15 protein-coding genes are annotated in these 22,331 nt (G+C 42.9%); 3 read left to right on the plus strand and 12 right to left on the minus strand.

Features of this window, described 5'->3' with window-relative positions:
- The 3 genes from V7K67_RS05805 to V7K67_RS05815 form a co-directional block, all read left to right on the plus strand.
- Positions 1-567, plus strand: a 567-nt coding sequence (locus V7K67_RS05805; protein ID WP_335165584.1) for a S1/P1 nuclease, incomplete at its 5' end; no start/stop codon positions are given.
- Positions 568-899: 332 nt separating this feature from the next.
- On the plus strand, positions 900-1,763 hold the full coding sequence (locus tag V7K67_RS05810) for a TauD/TfdA dioxygenase family protein (RefSeq protein ID WP_335165586.1): 864 nt from the start codon (positions 900-902) through the stop codon (positions 1,761-1,763).
- A gap of 383 nt (positions 1,764-2,146) precedes the next feature.
- Positions 2,147-2,362 (plus strand): hypothetical protein, encoded by a 216-nt coding sequence (locus V7K67_RS05815; RefSeq protein ID WP_335165588.1) that lies wholly within the window; start codon positions 2,147-2,149, stop codon positions 2,360-2,362.
- Between the two features lie 67 nt (positions 2,363-2,429).
- Here V7K67_RS05815 and V7K67_RS05820 read toward each other — a convergent pair whose 3' ends face one another.
- The 12 genes from V7K67_RS05820 to ybaK form a co-directional block, all read right to left on the minus strand.
- Entirely contained in the window at positions 2,430-3,452 is a 1,023-nt protein-coding gene (locus V7K67_RS05820) for an HNH endonuclease (RefSeq protein ID WP_335165590.1), read from the minus strand.
- A gap of 306 nt (positions 3,453-3,758) precedes the next feature.
- A complete protein-coding gene (locus tag V7K67_RS05825) occupies positions 3,759-3,920 on the minus strand; it encodes a CopG family transcriptional regulator (RefSeq protein ID WP_193948600.1) in 162 nt (53 codons plus the stop codon).
- Between the two features lie 341 nt (positions 3,921-4,261).
- The gene (locus V7K67_RS05830) at positions 4,262-4,846 is read right to left on the minus strand and encodes a hypothetical protein (RefSeq protein ID WP_335165592.1); all 585 of its coding nucleotides are present in this window, start codon (positions 4,844-4,846) and stop codon (positions 4,262-4,264) included.
- Between the two features lie 95 nt (positions 4,847-4,941).
- Positions 4,942-5,295, minus strand: a complete 354-nt coding sequence (locus V7K67_RS05835; protein ID WP_335165594.1) for an EVE domain-containing protein — start codon at positions 5,293-5,295, stop codon at positions 4,942-4,944.
- Between the two features lie 85 nt (positions 5,296-5,380).
- Complete coding sequence (locus tag V7K67_RS05840; protein WP_163937522.1) at positions 5,381-6,010, minus strand: hypothetical protein; 630 nt, start codon at positions 6,008-6,010, stop codon at positions 5,381-5,383.
- A 95-nt stretch (positions 6,011-6,105) separates the two neighbouring features.
- Positions 6,106-7,947, minus strand: coding sequence for a GmrSD restriction endonuclease domain-containing protein (locus V7K67_RS05845; RefSeq protein ID WP_335165597.1), 1,842 nt, complete (start codon positions 7,945-7,947; stop codon positions 6,106-6,108).
- Between the two features lie 7 nt (positions 7,948-7,954).
- Positions 7,955-8,755 carry a DISARM system phospholipase D-like protein DrmC gene (drmC, locus tag V7K67_RS05850; RefSeq protein WP_335165599.1) on the minus strand — a complete coding sequence of 267 codons (801 nt, stop codon included), beginning with the start codon at positions 8,753-8,755 and terminating at the stop codon, positions 7,955-7,957.
- Entirely contained in the window at positions 8,752-10,626 is a 1,875-nt protein-coding gene (locus V7K67_RS05855; protein ID WP_335165601.1) for a DUF1998 domain-containing protein, read from the minus strand. The genes drmC and V7K67_RS05855 overlap by 4 nt, the downstream gene beginning before the upstream one ends.
- Positions 10,623-14,069 carry a DISARM system helicase DrmA gene (gene drmA / locus V7K67_RS05860; RefSeq protein ID WP_335165603.1) on the minus strand — a complete coding sequence of 1,149 codons (3,447 nt, stop codon included), beginning with the start codon at positions 14,067-14,069 and terminating at the stop codon, positions 10,623-10,625. The genes V7K67_RS05855 and drmA overlap by 4 nt, the downstream gene beginning before the upstream one ends.
- 44 nt (positions 14,070-14,113) lie before the next feature.
- A complete protein-coding gene (locus V7K67_RS05865) occupies positions 14,114-18,088 on the minus strand; it encodes an Eco57I restriction-modification methylase domain-containing protein (protein WP_335165605.1) in 3,975 nt (1,324 codons plus the stop codon).
- 95 nt (positions 18,089-18,183) lie between these two features.
- Positions 18,184-21,405: a DISARM system SNF2-like helicase DrmD gene (gene drmD / locus V7K67_RS05870; RefSeq protein WP_335165607.1), complete on the minus strand. Its 3,222-nt coding sequence runs from the start codon at positions 21,403-21,405 to the stop codon at positions 18,184-18,186.
- Between the two features lie 419 nt (positions 21,406-21,824).
- The gene (ybaK, locus tag V7K67_RS05875; protein ID WP_335165609.1) at positions 21,825-22,256 is read right to left on the minus strand and encodes a Cys-tRNA(Pro) deacylase; all 432 of its coding nucleotides are present in this window, start codon (positions 22,254-22,256) and stop codon (positions 21,825-21,827) included.
- Between the last annotated feature and the right edge of the window lie 75 nt (positions 22,257-22,331).

Genomic DNA, 22,331 nt, shown 5'->3' on the forward strand with positions numbered 1-22,331 from the left:
ATACTTTTTGCGTCATGTCCCATATTCTACGACCCAAAGTGTACCTATTTTCTTTCTTATTTTTTCTCCTTACCCCTACTTACTGAGCGGATACGGCTATTCCATCTAGTAGGAGATGTGCATCAGCCATTGCATACTACCAAATTAATAACTAACCAGTATAAAGAACCAGAAGGTGATAGAGGTGGTACACGTTTTTATATTAGAGTTAAACCAAATAGTCAAACCATTAGTTTGCATAAATTCTGGGATGACCTCATACTAGGCTCAGAAAACTTTCAAACTGTTCGCAACACCGCAACCAAGATAAGAGCCGACTATCAACGCAGTAAATTGCCAGAATTAAGAGAAACTCAATTTAATAATTGGGCAAAATTGGAGAGTTTTAATATCGCTAAACAAAAAGCATATCTTAATGGCAAGCTTTCTGGCAGTAGTGATAAAAATGATGGAAAGCTTTTACCGCCAAATTATGCTGCTAGCGCTAAACCAATAGCAGAACGCCGGATGAGCTTGGCAGGCTACCGTCTAGCTGATGTGCTTAATAAACTGTTCGCCAAGCGATAAAAGATATACAATCTCTTTTGTTATCCACTTAGATAATATGGGTAGTTTTTGATTTTACTAAAGCGATTACCCCACTTTGAGACTGATGTCTACGACGGGCTGTCCGGTGTCGCTTCTTCCTCCATCCCCAGATTTGCCTTCTCAGCACCCCATCACCAGTAACCATTTTCTGTGATCCACCAAGGAAAAAGCTCAAAATCGCGGATGCCGTCTGTGATACGTTAGCTTAGGCTGACTTCTATCGTTTGTAATGCCAGCTTCAAGATGATTCGTTTTTTGCGTAAAGTACGAAACTTGAGGTGAATAGTATTATCAAACGGTATTTACTTAAGATGAATAAATTGTTGACCGTACAGCAGCATTCAAGACTGGGCAAGGAAGTTCTACGAGATTGTAATCTTGCATCCATAACAGACCAACAAGTTGAGGAATTGAAGCAATCTCTCTGGGAACACGGGGTTATTGTTGTCAGAAAGCAAAAACTGACGGCATCCCAGTTGAAAGACTTTGCCATCCAGACGTTTGGTGACTCAACCCTCGGTCTTCGCCCCAAACCTCTAGATCCCGAAATCGCTCCAGACTTACAAAGTCCTGGAGTCTCCATTTTAGGTAATCCCAAGGGGCTTTCTGGTGATGTGGTCGGCAAAGTTGCTTGGCAATGGCATCACGATAAAGACCATCTCCCTAAAACACAGGGACTAGATATGAATGCCCTCTATGTCGTGATGCTTTATGGGGTGTCCATCCCGGACGAAGGAACGGATGGACAGCCCCACACCACTCTCTTTCTCGACATGGTGGAAGCCTACCACAATCTCGCTCCCCAACATCAGCAGCAATTAAAACTACTGTCGATGTATCACCTGTCACCTATCTCCCCACAGCCAGGGGTAGAGATTCCTCGGAAATTACATCCAATTGTCTCAACTCACAAAGTAACTGGGCGCTATTGTTTATATTTGGGTTCTGACACTTCGATTCTCAAAGGGCTAGAAAACAAACCAGAAGCTGCTAAACAGTATTGGCAGGAATTATTTCGGGAGATCCTGGACTGTACGCCAGTTTATGCCCATATTTGGCAACCTGGAGATATTGTGTTTTGGGATAACTCCCAAGTTATGCATACAGGTATGCCCTACAATCCAAACAAATATAAGCGGATTGCTCTCCGTGTTGGTGTTATGGCCAATAGCTGAAGTTGGAGACAATTGCGGGTTTTGGCGGGGTCAACAAAAGAATTCTAGCCCTCAATTAATTCCGGTATTGTGTCCCCTTGCGGGGTAATTAGTTTATGCTATAAAGTCCAAATTCTACCAAGTAGAATCCCTTGAATCCCACAATTAATCACTTACAGCATTGTTGACAGATGGCGTGTTAGAAACGGATGGTGCGCGAGATTTTACCCAACGGACAACAGAAAGTCTTTTACAGTGATGATTGCTGGAAATAGAATTATCACTCAGTTGGAAAAATCGGTAATTCAATCTCAAGCGATCGCGATGCCTACGGCGGGCTACGCCTACGCACTTTGGCCCAATAGCTGCTGAAGATTGCAATCAGAATTTATCGGAGGAAGCTGATGAACAACCAACCGAATCACAAAAACTTTAGCCCACAAGAAACGCCATGTCCTATCTGCGGTTCACAAAATTTTGTTTGGGGTCGTACCGTTGGAGAATCAGTAAGTCAGTGGGTGTATTTCCGTGCTGATGAGGCTGGATGGGGAGGAGGCGAAAAGCTGCGGGCACGTAAATGTAGAATTTGTAACAATGTTCAACTGTTTACGTATGATTAGCTGTCAAGACAAACGAAACTAGCCTTGAAGCTAAAACCAGCACTCCAGTTAAAATTTGTCGCAGATTTCAAGTAGGCGCAGATCCACCAAGCGCATTTCTGTAAGCATCAGCAGTTTCTGTACCAAAACCACCAGCTTGAGCATGACGGAGTAGCGATTGTACTATCGGCATCGCAATACTCATGCCAAATAAGGCATTGAAACCTGCAATAACCACTGGTGCAGATAATACAACTGTAAATTCTGGAAATAATGCCAATACAGCCACTAAGATCAGAAAAACAATCGGTGTCGCAATACCTGCTGCCTTTGCAGCTTCTACAATTAAATTTTTATACTCTTCAACAGTAATATCGCCCCGATAAAGATCCAAGGAGTATGAAATCGCTGTGACTATAACTTGGGTAAGAATAGCGGTTCCTGTAGCAGTGATCCCCAACTTAGCAATTGTTCCTGAATTGCTGACAATAGAATCTACGGCATTGTAAACCCGAATATAAAACTGCTCCCCAACAGTCATAACCTTGGCACCACGACGCAGATTATCAACACCTACTTCCCACAGGATGTTGTCAGCACCATTTGAGCCACCTTGAGAGCGTGGAATGATATGGCTACCATGTTTATCGCTCAAGAATTCACGAATAGTCCGTTCGTTAGCTCCTAGCTTTGATGTTCCAGGAATTTTCTCAAAAAGCTTCATTACATCTGCGTCAGAGCGAGGCAAATCTCCTACTCTCAGACCAGCACGATACCTGAATCTATTGGCAATCTTGGGCATTTCTAAGGCTAATTCTGCCGCAGTCGAAGGCAGCTTTTGCAATGCTTCAGCTATGGACAGACTCGAAGTACTCACACCAATAGCAGTTGTTTCAAATGCTTTACTGACATTTTGTACTGCTTTCAAACCCTGCTGTGCTGTTGCAGGTAAATCAGTAATTGCATTAATACTTGAGGTGGTAATTTCTATAGTAGTATTCTTGATTCCATCAACTACTTCTTCTATCCCCTTTGCTGTATTATTTGCTGCTTCTTGCGCTTTATCTTTGAGCGTATCTGCCAAATTTCGTGCTTGGTTGATGAAATCCATGTTTTAGTAAACTAAACTGTTGTTTTGATGATTTTGTATTTAGTTCAGCTTCTCCCCTCAAAGCTAAGAACCACATCAGCATTAATCATGAATTTCCAAGGGAATATTTAAAGTCATACTAAGTAATTTATAGCTTTAGTCTTTGGTAAGTTAAAAATGGAACTATAAAGTTAGTTTAGCTGTTTTGTTACCCATTTAGGTAGACTTTTTATTGATACAGCAATCAGCATTACCTGAACCAGTTTTTTGCTTTGGTATGGTGTACTTAAGTTGAACAAAAAAAGCGAGTGTTAATCATCAAGCAGTTCAATTTGCATTTGGTGCTTCTTCAACAGTCAAAGAACGAATCAACTCTCGAATTACATCGGTTGCTGGTCGTCCTGTGATTGAGCAGTATTTTTCTAATTTTTCTGCTTCCCCAGATGCCAGATTAATTGTGAGTCGTTTAGTAGCCCATTTCTTATTCACAAGTTAAATAAACCTTTTTGTACACTACTTCTCTAATATCAATCATTTAAACTGTCGTTACCACGATAGATTTAATGAAATTAGATTGAAGAGGCTATCAAGAAACTGCTGTTAAGTTTAAAACTGTAATGAAGTAATTAAATAGTTGATTGAATATGAAGCTTAGATGATTTTAAAACAATAACTGTGAATAGGACATAAAGTAAATAATTTTACTTTTTTAAGTAGACAGTAGAAACACATAATAATTAACATCTTATGAAGAATATGGCTGGCAGCAATTTTAAGCTAGACTGAGTTAAGCCAGGAACAGCAAAGATTTTAGCGAAGCACAATCGCTCTCATTTCAAATTTAACGATTTGATAAAAGATGCACCCTTAGACTTTAGTTTTTCAGATGATGGTAGTAATACCAGAGCTTCAACTGCTTGATTATCTTTCATACAAAGTAAACTTCTTTGATAAATTAGCTTACTATTAATATTTATACCATTTTTCTTACTTTCTACTTGTAATGAAGGGCTGGGAATTCCCGTTAAGGTAAAATCTAAACATTTGTATCCATTCTTCATAACAGAAGATTCAGCTATCCTTTTACCGTTCACGAAGTTAGATTTTTTTGCAGCTTCGCTAAGAGCCTGTAAAATTCTTGGAAATTTTTCAGCAGCTATTTTTTTAGCAAAGGTTGATCGAGCTACAGTATATGCAGATTCACCTTTTATAGCTGTCCATGTGCGGGTTGTTATGCCTTTAACTGGAGTATTAACCTCTTCGACAATAGAACCAGGCATCAAAATGCTGAAGTTCCCTTCTTTAGAAGTAAATACTTGGTCTTGAGATGATGCAGGAGCGCAAGCCGATAAAGCAAATATGCCCAAGTAAGCTATTATATGAAAAGCTTTATTAGCATTAGTTAGTAAATTCATAGTCGTTTTAAAAATTAAGTTTATTTCTTGATTTACCCTTTGTAGCCAATATAAATCAACAGCTTGTTTTAAATTAATAAGAGGATAAGCTATCGCTATGCTTTCAACTCATGTACACGTTGCCATTCCTGTTGTGTAATCTTGTAATTGGTAGCATTGGGCTGACGAATCACAGAAATTTTTTTCAGCACAGGGTCTTGTTTTAAGTTTTCCCGTAAGAGAGGCTTTTCTAACAACTTGCTGGTAAATCGAATCTTTGCACAAGGTTTAACACCAATGCGGCTGGTATCTATCCAATAGCCAATATCAGGTGGGTTTACAATAATTTTGGGAGATTCAATAATCTCTGCAATTGCACAGATTCCCGCCTTATCCCCAGACTTCCTTTTTCCCTTCTCGGTACTCCATCGCCAGCAACCATGTCCTTTGCATAGCGGGTTGCAAGCCACGGCATCTGCTCAAAATCGCGGATGCCATCTATGATGCGATAGTATTTGGGGTTGTTTTGCAGTTGCTTCTAACTTTTGTAAAGCTTCAAGTATCTTTATGTTTAATAGAAACTAAACGCAAGACGTTTTGATTTTTATTCACCTTTAGCTTTTTTTTAACTTTTGTTTGTGGACGAAATAACTGTATTCCTCTTGATTGGGTTAATACATAAAGTCCTCTATACACTTTTTTAAATTTTTTCAGTGATAAACTCATGTATTGTGCTATTCCCTCTTCAGTGATATCTTGAAAAATAGTTCCAGAGGATACCCCTGCTAAACCTCGCACAGCACCTGCAAGAATTCCATATTTACATTCTGCTATGTTTTGAGGATTGAGGAAGTATTCTACTGATTGGGATAAAGCACTTAGTTCTTTACGATTCGCCTTTTCTTCTTTCCAATAATCATACCAACAACCATGTACCTGCCAGGGATATCCTAAACTGTTAAAGAAAACTGAATCTCCGTTACCGTTTGTATGATAATAAACAGTTTTCCCACATTTCTTACATTTGGTTGGGTAGGTCTTTGCTTGTACTTTATCCTTTGATTGTTTGCATTGTTTTTCATTACTATTAAGTAAGCTAGATATATTTCCATGAATATAAACACCAACATCTCCTCCAAAACCACAATTACAATCTGAGGGGTGATTCCAAGCATTACATGGCATATTATTAGAGTTTAAAAGGTCAAAGATGCAGTAAGAGAGTAAGCGATGTAAATGTTAAAGCAGCATTATTCAGTGCAAAGTTAATCTATCTCCAATCATTCTTCTTCATCTGTAACATCACTAAATGCCAAATCATCCATCACTAATACAGGCTTGCCCATAGCAGCTTCAATTTTGGTAAGTATCATCCGTTGACGCGATGCCATAAAACCCTCAAAATCGTCTTGTCGAAGTGTTATTGCGTCGATTTGGTGAGTTGCCAGAATTGCATTCATGCCTGCATCGTCTAGCTGAACACTGTCATGCTTTTGAAGCTGAACCAGATATTGACTTGGAGCTTTACCGCCAATCATCCGATTTGCCTTAAAGGATATCGGAGTTTTGTTGAGAATAGAGTTATAGCGAGATGCAGGAATACCCTGCTTGTCACACCAACTTTTTGGGAAAATGTGATGAATATCTAGTCTGCGTCCTTCCCAATCGGTTTCATCCAAATCCCGAATAGTGGACTTCCAAAAGAAATCTTGAGAACCTTCACGTTGAATCAAGGTATTAATACCCTTATATGCAGCACTAGTTCGGGAACGCAAAGTCCCTAAACGTGCAGGTTGAAAATTAGCATCCCGAACAGTTGCAGGTTCTTCCTTAGCGTCCTCAATCCAGTCGATAAGCTCTTGAATATCCAAAGCCATACGGCTTTCAACTGCCCCGCTGTACAATTCGCCAAGGATACCGCACCAGAACCAACGGGTGATTTTTTCATGGATTTTCGGTTCCAGCCAGCGATCGCCAAGCAAAGCCATGACTGCGGCAAGAGGGATAAGTTGAGTGCGGTAAGGTAAATCGCTAGTTGAGAAAAACGATTGCTGACGCAAGAATTTAGCTGATTTCCAGTAACCTTGGGTAAGGGGTAGTTTCCACTTTTGGAAAGTATCTAGGGGCAAAGATAGAACAGCTTCGCGCTTGGCAGTTACACCTGTTATTTGCTTGCCAGTTTTACCTGCTTTTGAGTCTTGCTGGCGTTTCTCCAAAGTGTACAGCAGTGTCAGCCCTTGCAAAAACTCTGTAGATTGGACTTCCCGTAACAAACGTTGTTTTCTGAGGTGTGCTTGAATACCTTCAATCCCTTCTTGAGTATTACCAAACCACTCATCCCGCAAGCTGACATTATCAGCAGCATACGTAGCAGTTAAAAGGTCAAATACCGAGAGATCAACACCACCTTTATTTACTTTTTCAAAAACAAGACAAACTGCTTCTTTTTTGTTATTACGGTTAAGTTCGATGATTGGCAAATCATAAGAACGAAATTCATTAAGCACTTGGAAGCGAAATTCCATATAACGCCCAAATTTATCTGGGTAGGATTTATTTAGCCCTTGTTCCCAAGTGTCTGAATTAAGAATTTGATTACAAGGGAAATAAAAATGTTCGTATTCTTTCTCAGGTGTGCTAAGGTCAAGTTTGACATCACGCCCAAAGTTTTCTTTTTGAATGCGATTTGCATCAATGCTAATAATCGCACTTTCGTAATTTTCTGGACCTAATAAGGCTGTTTCAATATCAATATAGTAATAACGCTGTACCAATTTCTTTTTAGAGTCACGAGTTTGAACAGGTTGCTTAAATATTAATACTTGCGTTAATGAAGTCAGCCGTTGTTGCCCATCGAGAATAAGCTTTTTCAATTTATCAAGTGTTGCTTGTGTTGGATCTACTCCTTCAACAGGCCGAGCTTTAAACTTAGCATCACCACCAGCCTCAAGCAACATAATTGCTCCCACAGGGAAAGAACGCGCAATACTGACCAACAGTGAACGAATATGTTCATCATCCCAAACCCACCCTCTTTGAAAATCGGGTAGTTGAATTTCACCAGATACAATTTTATCTAATAAATCTTTTAAACTTATTTTTGTAGAATCAAATGTAGACATAAAATAGTTAGACTCCAGGAATTCGACATAGAATATTTCTTGTAACCAAGCTTTCAAATTGCATTTGCAAAGCAATAGCTGTCGCTGGGTCGTTTAGTAATACACCAGCTTCGATATTGCGCTCGTGAGCCGCTTCTGTAAAATTAGCGGAGGTCACAAGTACACGCTCCTGATCTACAACAACACACTTGGCGTGTAAACAAGCTTTTGATTCCACACCCACCGCCAGCGATCGCGGATCGTGAAATACTTCAGGTAGTCTTTTTCCTGGCCAAATGTCTTGGCGAAAACTACTGGCAAACTCCCGCAGTAAAGTAGATGTTGGCACTTCACTGTTGTGTGGTCGGTTGACGTTAAGAAACATTCGCACATTTAATTCTGGGGTTAAATCCATTCGTTCTGCCAGTACCATAAATAACTCTCGTGCTTTTTGTTTTTTATCAATAGCAAAGCTAGAAATGAGAACGCTTATTTTGGCAGTGCTAAACAACTCGCGTACAACAACACCAGTATCGCGGCTTTGAGAACCAGTAATTTCTGGGCCAGTCCAAACCAAATCAACGCGATCGCTTACAGCTTGGGATGTACTTCGTTCTTCTGCCAGCAGTCGCAGCGTATAAGCAATATGCTGAGAATGTACGCCAATGACACTAAGGCGGTTGAGTTCATCAACTATGTCTCGATTTAAAGCCGCAGGGATGTAGTTCGCTACATTGGATGTGGAAAAGGGTGGGGAAAGTCTGCCAGTTTCCAAAGCGACTGCCAAATTAACGAGGGCTGGGCGGCTCAGGTGGAGAAAAGCCATCATACTCTCACATCCTCAAAGAATTCTGCCCCTGGGCCTTCAACAGTAGCAACGACCAGTGCCCTGTCAAGAAATTCATTGCGTCGTTCGCAAGAAGTTTCAGCAATGAGTAAACAGCCATGACAAGCAGCACCATGTAAAAACCTATCCTCTTGTTCGGCATCTGGTTGATGCTGGGCGCAAACTGGATCGTTAGAGCAAAGCCTTCCCATCTCCAGTGCAACATCCAAATGGTATTCAATCCGGTTTCCTACTTGTACCAGTCCCCCTAAAGTACCTTCCGACCCAGGAGAGCCAGTGTATAAAAGAATGCCATAACCAGATTCGCCAGCATAAATGCGTTCACGAATTGAACTAGCAGCATAACCACATTCTAGAGACACAGCTGCAATCAATAGGTGTGAAAGGGAATGCAGCATAATGTAAGGTAATCCAGGGAACTTGGCTTTCTCCTGGGCAATACCTTTTTGTTTGCGCCAAATATTGAGGCCCCTGTCTAATTTCTTCCCCCGTTGCTGCACTGCATCCCGCTTGAGCCAATTATCAATAGCTTCTTTACGGAAAGCGATAAACACGCCTTCGCCTCTGTTTTCAATCGCAGGCACCCAAGTAGGCTCAATATCAAGAGCAGCTCGCCTGACTTGAATATCTAAATCGCCGTCAATATCAGGCATAATTGCCTCAAAGCGGGTAAAGCCAATTTGGGCGGTAACTTCCTTAAGTCGGTGTACCAAGACAATGCTCTCTATAACAGATAGTAATTTTGGTTTGATGTTATCTAATTTCCGCGCACGAGCATAAAAGTCACTTTCTGGTACATCTTCTCCGACTTCAAAGGGACTAGATAGCAAAGTCTCAATTTCTACTTGCTTAATACCCTTGTATTGCTTACCTTGCCCACCCTGTCTGCGCTGGATTTCGGCCCATACTGCTTCATCACTAAATCCTTCTAAAACAGCAGCTACTTTTTGTTTCCGGCGTTCTTTTTTAACTTCATCGCTACTTTCTGCATACTGAAGGAAGTCTTCATAAACTGAATTAACAGCCTTTTGCAAAGCATCATCCGAGTCTGGTAGAGAAATGACACTGAGCAGCTGAGAAAAGTAAGCATTGCTGGCAGAGCGAACCAGAAGCCGATTATATTCTGGTTTCCCGGTTGACTCAGAAATGCAGAGTTCTTGGGCTTTAGGGCCGAGCCAAGGGCGATGTCCTTCGCACTTTCCTAAGACCTTGCCATTGGGTACTGTTGCATCTGATAACTGACGACGACCTTTGCAAGCTTCACAGCGTACAAAAATATCAGCAAAATCGTTGCCAGACCCGCCCTCATCAAACCATAGCTGACCCCGACAGTTAGCTTGAGAATTTTCATGGACAAAACCACGCCAATCAATGTCTTTTATGTGCCCATTAACACAAGCTTGTACAAAGCGCACAGGTACAACTGGCACTTTCTTTCTGTCAGCATTGAGATATTTACCAGTTACCAAACTACCCCAAGGTAGTAAAGGACGTGTCCGGTAAACTTTGGCATTGGGCGCTGCTTCATTTGGTTTAGGCCAAGTTTCTTCTACTTGAGCAACAAACCAAATGGGGAAAGCAAAAGCTGTAATTCCAGTGCGAGATGCTTTCGGGTCTTTCTCGTCTACAGGTGGGGCATATAAGGCAATATCATTAACCCCTAAAATGTCAGCTACTCGTTCCTTTAGTCGGTCTTCGTAAATACGTTTTTTGTCGCCATGCCAGTGGTTGAGTCCGCCGATTAGTATGGAATAATCGGGTAAATCCACCATTGCTCCTGGGCCAAAAGTAGATAAGATTTGGCTCTGTCGAATCTCTCCAGATGGAGGACGCTTTTTGTTTGATTTACTCATTTTTCTTCCTCCTCTACCTCAAATCCATCAGGATTGCGAACCCACAAATTAACTGTTGGCTCAACATCACGTAAGCTGCGTTGAGCTTTAAATTTTCGTTCCTCTATTGGTTTCTTATCTAACTCCGGGTCAAGTGGGTCGAATAATAGAGGCGGCGCTTCTCCAACCTCACGCTGATATTGAAGGTTAATTTTTTCACCAGCAATCCGTTCCCATAAATCTAGTAAATCCTTAACTCGACCCCTGACTTTTTGACGGAGTGCTTCAGCATCAGCCGCATCAAGTTCTTTGTCGTGCATCTCGGCACGCAAGGCGATCGCATCGATGACAAAATTTAGCTCCTTACGGTGCTGAAGAATGTCGATTGCACGAAGTGGTGCTGTCATCCCAGAATGTCCCAAACGTGCTAGAGCAACAGTAATCGCAGCAATCCCTCGGTCAATAGCACGAGGAGAGAATGGTGTAACACTGGTAGCTTCTACTGCCCTATAGAAAGTAGCGTGCCAAGCAAAGAAACGTTCATAGTGTGAGCGATCGCGCGGTCGATGAACGTTGAGTAATGTAACAACTAATCCAGGTCGTTCTTCATCCCGTCCTACACGACTGGTAGCCTGAATATATTCTGCGGCTGTTTTAGGTTGACCAAGAACTACCATTAAGCCCAAGCGTGTAATGTCCAGACCGACAGAAATCATATTGGTAGCTAAGACTACATCAACACGTTCTTTTTGGTCAAATGTTGCTTCTAAACGGCTCTTGGTATCTGCAACTTCACTTGTGCTGACACGAGAGGTCAATTCTTCTGGTTCATCGTCGATTTTCCGATCTGCAAACAAACCCGAACTTTTACCGACTCGTTTTCGTTTGCTATAACCAATAAGCCGAGAGTTGACTTCATCTTCAACAATCCGCCGACTGCCACCCAGTTCACGCAAGGAATTAAAATATCCGAGTAATGTCATGTAAGAGTCTGCTGGATTATCGGGGTTTTTGCTCCCACCTGCTGCTAACCATTCTTTCTGTGCTGCTCCCAGCAATGCCAGATAAGTACGTAACAATACTACTTTCAGACTTCGCCCTTGAGCAGCAATTCCGACATAAGTTCGAGCATTCTTTTCTTGAGCCGGCACTGTCTTTGCAAAAAAGGAATCGCGTCGGTCTGGCCCTGGTGGCGGAAATACATCAACTTCATTTCGCCCAAACAATGCCTGAATCTGCTTGGTTGCCCGTCGCACTGTCGCGGTGGAAGCTACAATCTTCGGGCGGATTTTTTGACCATTTATCTCTCGACTGCATAAAGCGTCAATTGCAGTTTCGTAAAGCCCTACCATTGTCCCTAAAGGGCCAGAAATCAAATGCAGTTCATCTTGAATGATTAAATCTGGCGGTGGCAGATAACCATCAAGTGCTTTGCCTCTACCTGGATAAACAGGGCTATAAAAACCATCTTTGTCATGACGTTCTACACGTCCAAATAAAGCACCTGTTTCTCCTACCCAAGGCAAACTCGCAAATTTATCAACTGTGGCGATCATAAAACACGGCAGACGGCGATAAATTGGTTCGTCTACTGCTAATACTGGTAAAGGGCGATCGCCTCTAAAACTACAACGGCGATTGGCGCAACTTATACGCAAGTCTATTGGTTGGTCTGGATTTGGCAATAATTGAAATGAATTGCGGTTAAATTTAGTTCCGCACCAAGGACAGTTTTCTAAAGGAATAGGTGAAGGTTTGCGATCGTTGTTTAGGAAGGCAATGGTACGGGAACGAGCGCTGTTTTCATCATTGTCTCCTTTCTTGCCCATCCGGTTAGGTGTAGCTGCTTGCCCTACCCACAATCCAATCTCAAACGGCCATTTCCCCAGTTTTTCTACATCTTGCTCCCGTTCCAACTCTAGGGCGCAAATCATTGTCGCCGCACGTCCTAGTTGGTCAAGGGTGAGGAGGCGCAGTGTGTAGCGCATCAGCACACTAAGTCCAGCAGAGTCGATACCAGGATGACGTAGCCGCCGTAATACAAGTGTAAAAGCTGCTAGCCCCAAGTAAGCTTCAGTTTTTCCGCCGCCTGTAGGGAAGAACAGCAAATCAACCAGTTCCCGGTCTGAATGTTCGGGGTTAGCAATCCCTACCAAGTTCATTAACAAGAAAGCTAGTTGAAACGGTCGCCAAGTTGGAGGGGCTACAGATTCGGAAGTAATGTTTTTCTTATGAGTCGCACGCTGACGAATTGCTAAGGCGATCGCTCGATTAGCAATGCGAAAAGCATCTAATACTTGTGGGTCATCCAATGCCTTTAAACCAGCAGCAATCCTGTCTTTAGCAATTCCGGCTCGATCTAATAAGTCTTTAGCTACACCTAAGCGTTTTTGCCCAGTCGGACATTTGACTCGTTGCTCATCTATCCATTGGGAATATGCACTAACCATCGGACTGAGCAGATTTCGTAGTACTTCTGCTGTCGGTGCGGCGGCTAAGGCTTCCATGCCGACTTCGACATCTTTAACCTGGCTTGCAATTACCTTTTCTACGTCAGCAGTTGGTATCCAAGCCGTTCTTACTTCCTGACAGCCACCATTGGGATTTGCAACTGCGATCGCAGATACGTTATGACCAACAGCGTATTCGTAATCATCTCGGTATTGTAAATCAGCAACTTTCTCATCCCAGTCATCGCCATCTCGCCCACGTAAATTGGGGCGTGGTACAAAGGAATCGGCTGTCTGAATTATTAAATTTGTTTGAAAAGCATAACCAGCATCACGCTTTTGGTCAGAGCTAGGGCGGCGATGGTTAACTAAGAATACTGAAACTGAGCGTGTTCCTGCTGGTACTAATTCCTCAGAAGTTACAGAGCGAACTGAGACAACTAGTTGTAAACCATCGCTGTTTGGAACGTCCAAATATATTGGAGAACTGCTTGCACTAAGGGGAATCTCTAGTTGTTTAGTTATATTGCCTAAATTTAAACCAAGGTCTAATTGAGTCGGTCTGCCGCTTGTACGCAACGGTACGGTAAGTTCTGCCTCTCGTGGAACTCTCTGCCAATCGCCTGTGAAGGTAATTTCTTTTCCTTCAGTTTCTGGCTTAGTTAATGGTTGGTAATCGCCCCACCCGACAGTGACATGAAGTTGGTTAACGGTTTGGGGTAAAAGCACGCTTAACCCCATTGAAGAAGGAAAATAGGCTTTACGAGCAAAGGCTTTCTCTGGAATCTTTTCGTCTTCGCCAGAGCCAACACGTCCAACTTCGTCCATTTCTTCATCGCCAGAGTTATCTACAACTGGTGCGCCGTAGGGTACAAGAAATCCCGTGAGATACCACTTGGAAGGAGCTTGATCTAAAGTTTCTTCAGCGTGGACAGCATCATCGGGTGTTGGCCCTACAAGGTCAAGTTGTAAGGCATCAATCAGATGCGATCGCACTTCGGCAGATGTGGTCATAATCTTCTCTGGGAATTCATTGGCTTGACTGACGTTGAACCTGTTTAGACAGAAGCAGCTGGGAAACCAGGAATAGTCAGATTCGTTTCTGTTGCTTTCCGCGTTTTTCCTGCCTTTTTAGTATTCCCTTTTACCTTCCCTTTCTGTGCAGCTTTACCACTTAAAGTTTCAGCTTCGGCGCGTTGCTGGTTGAGTTCGAGTAAACGGGCTAGTACTTCGTCATGAATTTCTTCTGGCCAACGGTAGCGCCAAGGCTTTTTCTTCTGGCGTTTGCTGGTGTTTTCGTCGTCTTCTTCGTCTTCGTAGTCAAGCAGGAAGGTGCAATCTGTGGAAATATCTGTCCACCCGTAAGCATCTAGGACAGCGCGATCCATTTGGGCGTGGAGTAAGCGTAGTTGTAAAATATCGGGGTGGCGTTCGTCGGGATCGTGGAAGCGGTTGTAGGTGTCGGTAAGCCCCTGGTTGTTGCGAACCATTAAAGCTGCGCGGTATTCGTAGTAGGTATTACCAGCAACTTCTAGGGTGGAGTTGGTTCCCCAGTTTTCGGGGAAGGGGAAGGTTTCAAAGCAGTCGGAAGCGGTATAAGAAAGCCTATCTTCCAAAGTAGAGCTAAAAAACCTTGCCCAAATTTCATGACAAAGACTCTGTAGAACTGCAAAACTTTTATGGCTATCTAATGCAAAAATATTAAGTCTTTGAGAATACACTCTACCTTTTGGCATAAATACGAATGCAAGATATTTCGCAATGATGCAACACACTAATACACGATCCATTTCAGAAATAGCTTTAAACAAAGCAGGTGTTGTTTCACCAAATCGCCACCAATAACGGGCGCGAATTTCACGCTTTTGTGCTAACCTTACAGGTCTAACTTTTTCTTCTACAATCTTCATTAAGTCAGGATATTCACAAGCCTCTTCTTCGCTCATTTCACCAAAATTAATTACATACCTATGGTGTAGATGAGTTGGACTTGAATTAACTTCTTCTCCACCAATATAAGGAAATATTCGTTCTTGATTTTTTGGATTTTTCTCAATCAAACGGTACATTTCTACAAGAGGTGTAGCTTCTGTATCATAATCATCAAATATAAAACCTTGTCCATAAATCTTTGAACCTAAAAAACTCTTGCCAGAATTTGCCAGTAATTCTACAGGATTTTTATGTCCGCCAGAATGAAACAAAAAGGCAGAAATGAAATCAACTTCCTGCCCATTTAACAGTCTTACACCTTGATAATTTCCTTTAAAAATATTAACTACACTAACTATAACAGCCGCTAAACCAGGCCATTTCAACCGCTTTTGAGCATTGTAAATAGCGCCATAATTCTCACAAATATATCTTAAACCAGTACTGCGAGTATCACCTTGAGCAATCGTATTTGTAGCAATCAAACCAAAACAACCAGATTTTCGTAATAGACTAAAAGCTCTACGGTAAAAATGTGCTACTAAATCACCATTCCCATGTGCTTCTGGATTAATAACTTTTAACCATTCCAAGTATTCAAAGCTAAAGTTAGATGAAATTCTACTACCTCCCAAGAAAGGTGGATTACCAACAATCGCATCAAACCCCGGATTATCTTTATCAAATACCTCTGGAAATTCAATCTCCCAATTAAACGCCGGAACTGGTTTCTCACCATACCGCAACTCTGCACAAATACGCCTGACATCTAAATCATCTTCTTGATTTTTTTGCCTGTTATAAAACTTCAACCATAAATTATCACGCTCATCCTTTCTTGCTTTATCTTTATCCTTGGCGAAAAATGAAGCAATAACCAAATCTCCTTTCAGCCGAATATCATGCAATTCTGTTTCTATATTTTCGTAAAAATCGCGTTTAGCTGCATAATTATCCTCATCTAAATTGTAAATTCCATTGCGATAAAACTTCGCTTTCTCCATTGATAGATTAAACAAAGGTAAGTTTGGGTCTTTATAAGTTTTGTCTTCATCCCAATTAAAGGTTTTAATTTGTTCAGAAGTTAACCCAACTAAAGAATCTCCCCACTTCAAAGCATGGTCTAAAAAAGTAAAAGGATGAGCCTTCGCCAAAGTTGCCAGCCACAGCGATAACTTAGCCAAATTCACCGCAAAGGGGTTTTTATCCACACCATACAAACACCGTTGCGCCACTAACCGCCGCGCATAAAGTAACGGTTCTTCATCAATTGGAATTTCAGGTAATACGTTTTGCTTATTCCACGCTTCAACTAATTTTTCAGCCAACTGACGACAACTTTCCACTAAAAATGCCCCCGACCCCATCGCCAAATCACAAACTTTCAACTCTAAAATCTGCTCTGGTGTGGGGTTTTCTCCCAAAGCCGATAAAATCGGTCTGAGAGTTTCTTTCACAATCGGCTCAGTCAATGCACGAGGGGTATAATGAGAACCACTACGCCGCCGTTCTTCCCCCGGTTGCAAATATAGAGAACCCATAGGCATTAAACTCGGTGTTTTCGGTGATACTTTGCGTCCTAAAGCCGCCACTACATCCTCTGGTGTCCTTGCATCCTTTAACTCTGTCAGGGATTTACCAGTAATTTCACAACCTGCAACATCCTTTAAATATTTAGCCCGTTCTCCCACCTTAGTTTTGAGTACTTCCGCAACGCTGACAACAACTGTCACCGAAGATTTGGAACCCTTGGGTTTACTCCAAACACCAATAGCAGAAGTACTTGCTCTTTCTACCTCATAGCCCATAATCGCTTCGTAGACGGAACCGATTTGCTCGACCGCCAAGGAACGGTAAGACAGGCGTTCTCCATCCAGTACCAGCAAACCTTGCAATACTTTGTGAATTACCCCATCTGAGACGCGAGGGGGTTCAAGACTTTCTCCTGTTTGATATTCTGTAGACTGGAGACGACCTTCTAAAAACGGATATTCATCTGGGTCAAATAGTTGCCCATGACGAGCAGGTAAGTACAAATCAGCATGACCGCCGCCGTCGTAAACCAAACGGAACAGACTCAGCAGCCATGCCCAAGCACCATACCGTTGATCCATTGTATCTGGATAGTTGCCTGCATCTTCTCTCAAGCGCTCGTAAAGTCCATTGACTGAGTAGTAGCGTGTATAAACTGCATCTTGAGACATCAGCCCCCGGTCTTCAGCATAAAGCAGGAACACTAACCGCAGCAAGATGGTAATCAGCCCACCGTAAATATGCTGGGGTGCAGTCGTGGCAATATCACTTATTAAGCCGCTTTTAGTGGTTGCATCTGCGATTTGGAAGCCGCGCAGTAAATCCCATAATGCCTCTAACACCTGCTCTGCAAGCTTTATAGAGACATCGTTTTGATATTTCCGGCTTTTTTCCAGGATTGCAGATAAACGGCGATCGCTAGGGACATTAAACAGTCGGTCAGCCGAGAGCAACATCTCCATTGCACCCAAAATCAGCCGCCCAGATACCTCACACATTGCCTGTACAGGAAAAGTCAGGTGTCCCGATGACTCCCCAAGTGGTGCATAAACCAAACGCAATTCTGTACCGTTGCACAATAGCCCAGTATAAACTTTTGTTTCTTTTAAAAGGCGCTCAAACTTAGATTGGGGGCTGGCGTGCCAACCAGTAGATTTACTATCCTCTGCGCCTGCATTGTCAAGTTCAGTACCAGCAAGAAGCACCTGTACCAGCATCATCCAGTTGCCATTAGGGTCGGGTACAGCATACGTGGGGGTCAAAACTTCGTTGTAATCTGGGAGTGCGATCGCTAACTCCTCTGGACTGACAACTAAATCTTCTGGTTGCCAACCTAAAACATTGATAGCAAAAGCAGGAAAGTCGTCAATTCCAAAGGTTTCCTTGCCTATATCACCGATCAGAGGTTCACGTCTGGCAACTGTAGCGAGTGTTTGTTGCAGTTCCACTACATTGCGATTAACCACAGCTTGGGCTGCTGACAATGCAGGGGGAGATACCACCAATCCCACAGGCTGGAGAAAGCCCAACCATTCTTTATGTAACCGAATTTCTGGATCGTTTGCCATATTTTATCAAAAAAGTAAAGGTTTAAAACCTCGCCCCTTGTGGGTGACTTGATTTAATTGCGAATTGCGAATTGCGAATTGGTTTCATACTCCCTCTAGCCGGAAATCGGCCATAAATAAATTACGCCGACTGGCTCAACCCGCACTGCTTTTACTTTGTAGGCGGCTTCAATTCGGGCTGGTTCTGAAATTAGTTCGGTTGCGATCGCTTGCAGGCGTTTTTCCCAATGGCGACGATCTGCATCCAATTGGCGCTGTTCTTCCATGAATGGAAGAGACAATTGCTCTGCCTTAGATTCTTCCTGGCACTTGATGATTCGCGTCTGCTGTTCCTCCAGAATCTTTTTCATCTCAGCAGCTTCTTTAGTACCTCGATTGGCCAGCTTTTTCTCAGCACTTTCAGCCAAAGCTGTGGCGCGGCGTTCCAGATAGGGAATTAATTCTGCTACATCTTGGGCAGCACTTTTTTTCAATCGCTCTTTTACCGCTTCGGCAACTTCCAGTAAGTGAGGGGAAGCTAGGGAATTTTCCAGTAATTCCAGTACGTTGTCTTTCTCGCCTTCTCTTAAAGATTGAAGTTTCTTGCGTCCCCGACTGGTTGGGTCTGACCACTCTGCTGCTACTGCAATTACTTGGTCGTGCAAGCGAGAAGCCCGTTCTCCATACAGAGCGAGTCGTCCCAGTGCAATCACTTTTGGCATGGGGTCATCAGTCAGACAAACACAAGCACGAGTTAGTTCATCATGCAAGAAACCTTGAGCTAAAAATCTACTCAGTAAACGCTGGACAATTCTGTGTTCTAAATGCAGATGAACTACATCCCCATCTAAAGAACCAGGATCTCGAAAGACTACAGGACGAATCGGTGCTTCTTTCCGCCATTCCCAAGGCTTTTGTCCGATTTTCCGAGGTGTTCTCAAGGTATCAAGTGTAGTTGACCATGTTGGATCTGCACCAGTACGCTGGTCGAGAGCCGGAATTGTCCAACGCGCAGTTACAGGATTGTTAGCAACCTCATTCACATCTACAGGGGCAAGTGTTGGGACTCCCAGAATTTCTAAAGAAGCAGAGATGGCATTACGGAAGTGATTGTCATCTAGTCCCAACCAATCCCGCGAGTCTTTCAACATTTCTTGTAAATTCTCGACTTGTTTAGTCAAATCCTGTTGGCGGAGTCTGGCTTGCTCCAGTTCCTCATTAATTACTTGCGTGTTTACTGTTTCCTTGTTACTGAGTTGCTCTGCTTTATTAATCGAATCGGCAAGATTATTTACTTCTTGGTGGCGAATCCCATTAGCTAGTAAGCGCGACACATTTCTTTCAACCACTGGTGCAAGAGAGCCAAGTTCTTGTTGAATCGTGGCTGTTTTCCGCACCAATACGTCCAATACTTTGTCTTCTGTGCGTTGCGGTAAAACAAAGTAGTAACAATGGACAACAGGCGATCGCTGTAATTTCCGGTCAATCCGTCCATTGCGCTGTTCCATCCTTGATGGGTTCCACGGCACATCAAAGTGGAACAAGTCAGCACAGTTATTTTGCAGATTCACTCCCTCCCGTGCTGCATCTGTGGCAATCAAGATCCGCAGGGGATGACGAGCCGGGTCAGCGTTAAATGCACTTTTAATAGCTTCGCGGCGTTCTTCTCCAATACCCCCGTGAAATACATCTATGCGTTCTTGTTCGCGGTTAGAGCCTGCGATCGCACTTTGTAATTGCTGCTGTAAATAACGTTTAGTATCTGTATATTCTGTAAAGATAATTACTCGCCGTTCTAACCAAGCAGCATTCGGTTGACCCAGGTCGGGACAAAGATTTTGGCGAATCCACTCTACCAATTGTTGAATCCGCGGATCTGACTGATAGCGAGAGGAATTCGCTACATCTGCCATCTCATCTAAAATTGCTAGTTCACGCGCTGTTTGTCCCGCAGCCTGCATACTAGCTGCTGCCATTTGAGCATCTTCTTCTGCAATTACTTCCTCTTCGGAGAATTCAGCCCGTTCGTCATCTGCACCAGGGGATTCAAACAGCAAAGGTAGACTGACTTGATGTATCGAAGGACGGTTCGCCGCTTGCTTTTCTATCCCCGTTCGATGCACCTTTAAAGTCCGAGCAAATGCCTCAATGGAAGACAAAAGACGCTTTTGCAGGGAAGTAATCACCAGCATCGCCGTAGTCTGGGTAGATTTCGCTGCATCTTTGAGCTTTTCCTCACGCAGATTGCGATACTGTTGCAGCAATCGGGATAATTTGAGTTCGGGCGCGTCTTCTGGCAGATTATCAATAACTATAGGAAGAACGTAGCGTTGGGGAAACTCTTCTCCGATCTCTCGTAAATCTTGTTTTAAGCGCCGCACCATTACAGTGTCTAACAACTTGCGATTACGAACGGGTACTCCTCGGCAGAAACGCTGGGGATCAAGGATTTCTAGTAAAGCAGCGAAGCTGTTGGAATGCCCATTATGGGGTGTGGCAGATAAGAACAGCTTGTGTTCAAAACGCGGTGCTAAGTCTCGAACAGTTTTGGTAAGTTGGGAATCAACCGCATACTTTGCACCACTCGCAGGTGCAGCATTGTGGGCTTCATCAAGGATGAGCATAGATGCAGCTGCAAAATCACCAAGCCAGTCCCGTAACGGTGCGGTGTATGTTTCATCTCGTAGCAAAGCGTGGGAAATAATGAACCGGGTGTGTGTCATCCAAGGGTTAATTCCATAACCCCGTTCTTGACGACGGGCAGCAATAAACTCACGGTCAAGAATCATAAATGTGAGTCCAAAGCGACTCTCCATTTCTTCTTGCCACTGTCGTACTACTGACGGCGGACAGGAGATGACAACTCGCCTAACCTTTTGCCGCATCAGCATCTCACGCAGTATCAGCCCTGCCTCAATGGTTTTGCCCAACCCTACATCGTCAGCAATAAACAAACCAACTCTTGGCATCAGCAAAGCTTTACGTAATGGCTCTAATTGATAAGCTTTGACTTCTATTCCCGCGCGGTAAGGGGCTTGGAAAAGCTTGGCATCTGTGGAGGTTACGCAATTCCACCGTAATGTGTGCAGATAGGCAGAAAACAGACGCGGATTATCAAAACCTCTATTCGCTATGGAATCCCATGATGTCGCCCCTACGACTTTGGCATCTATTTCTCGTTCCCATAGGACTTCTAGCGATTCTCCTAACGCATCATCTTCTAAACAAGAAAGACTAACTTTAGTGTCTTGCTCTGGAGACGGTTTCGACACAACTTCTTCTACAAGATACTGCCGCGATCGCACGCGCACAATCTGTCCAGTTACAATGTCAGTCATTTGTGTCTTCCTCTTTGTAACTGGACTGGTATTATCCCTCCTCTAATCATGAAAACTCACTCCCCTAAACCCTTCTGTCTAATGACTGGTTGGACTAGAGTGCTAAGAAAGCAACTATGTTCTTTATAAGTAGCAGGTATAAAATAGCATATTAATCTATTCGAGTCTTAGCACCTGCTACATCTTATGAAGTATTTTTCTATACGGCTACATTATTTAACTAATTATCTAGAAAATTTTAAAGCTTTTATTTAATAAGCAACTCACAAACTATTTCTCTCAGAAGTCTTACGTAGATTAGTTTTCAAGCCCAGAGTAAAAATAAAGTTTCTTAGTAATAATACCTAGCTATTCTCAAGTAAGCTATAAACTTCCTTTGATTAGCGATCACTTTATGGTTTCTGATGAAAATTTCTGTACTAATTTTGTACAATTGCTCCCAAAGTGCCCTTAACTGCACGTAAATAATCATCTGGCGATAGCAGAAGCAACATACCTCGCATTCCACCAGAAACAGTGATCTGCTCAAATAGAGTTGCCGTTTCATCAAGATAAACGGGATAGTCTTTTTTGCTAGCTAAAGCTGTCACACCCCCACGGATGTATCCTGTTAGTGGCTGGACTTCCTTGAGGGCAACTGTCTCAACTTTGCGATTTCCTGAAATTCGAGCTAAAGCTTTCAAGTCTAACTGAGCATTTCCTGGCACAACAGCAAAACAAATACCTGTTGTGTCACCTCTGACTACTAGAGTTTTAAAAACTTGCTCTGGGGGAAGACCAACTTTGTGTGCTGTACTCTCAGCAGCCAAATCATCAGGATCTACTTCATAGCCAGGGTTAGCGCGTCTCAAACCCTATTGACAGTGGGATTCTAGGAGAGGATTGAATTTGAGAGAGATGCGGCTAACACAGAAAGCATATACTGA

Source organism: Nostoc sp. (genome assembly GCF_036917155.1).
Classification (GTDB): domain Bacteria; phylum Cyanobacteriota; class Cyanobacteriia; order Cyanobacteriales; family Nostocaceae; genus Nostoc.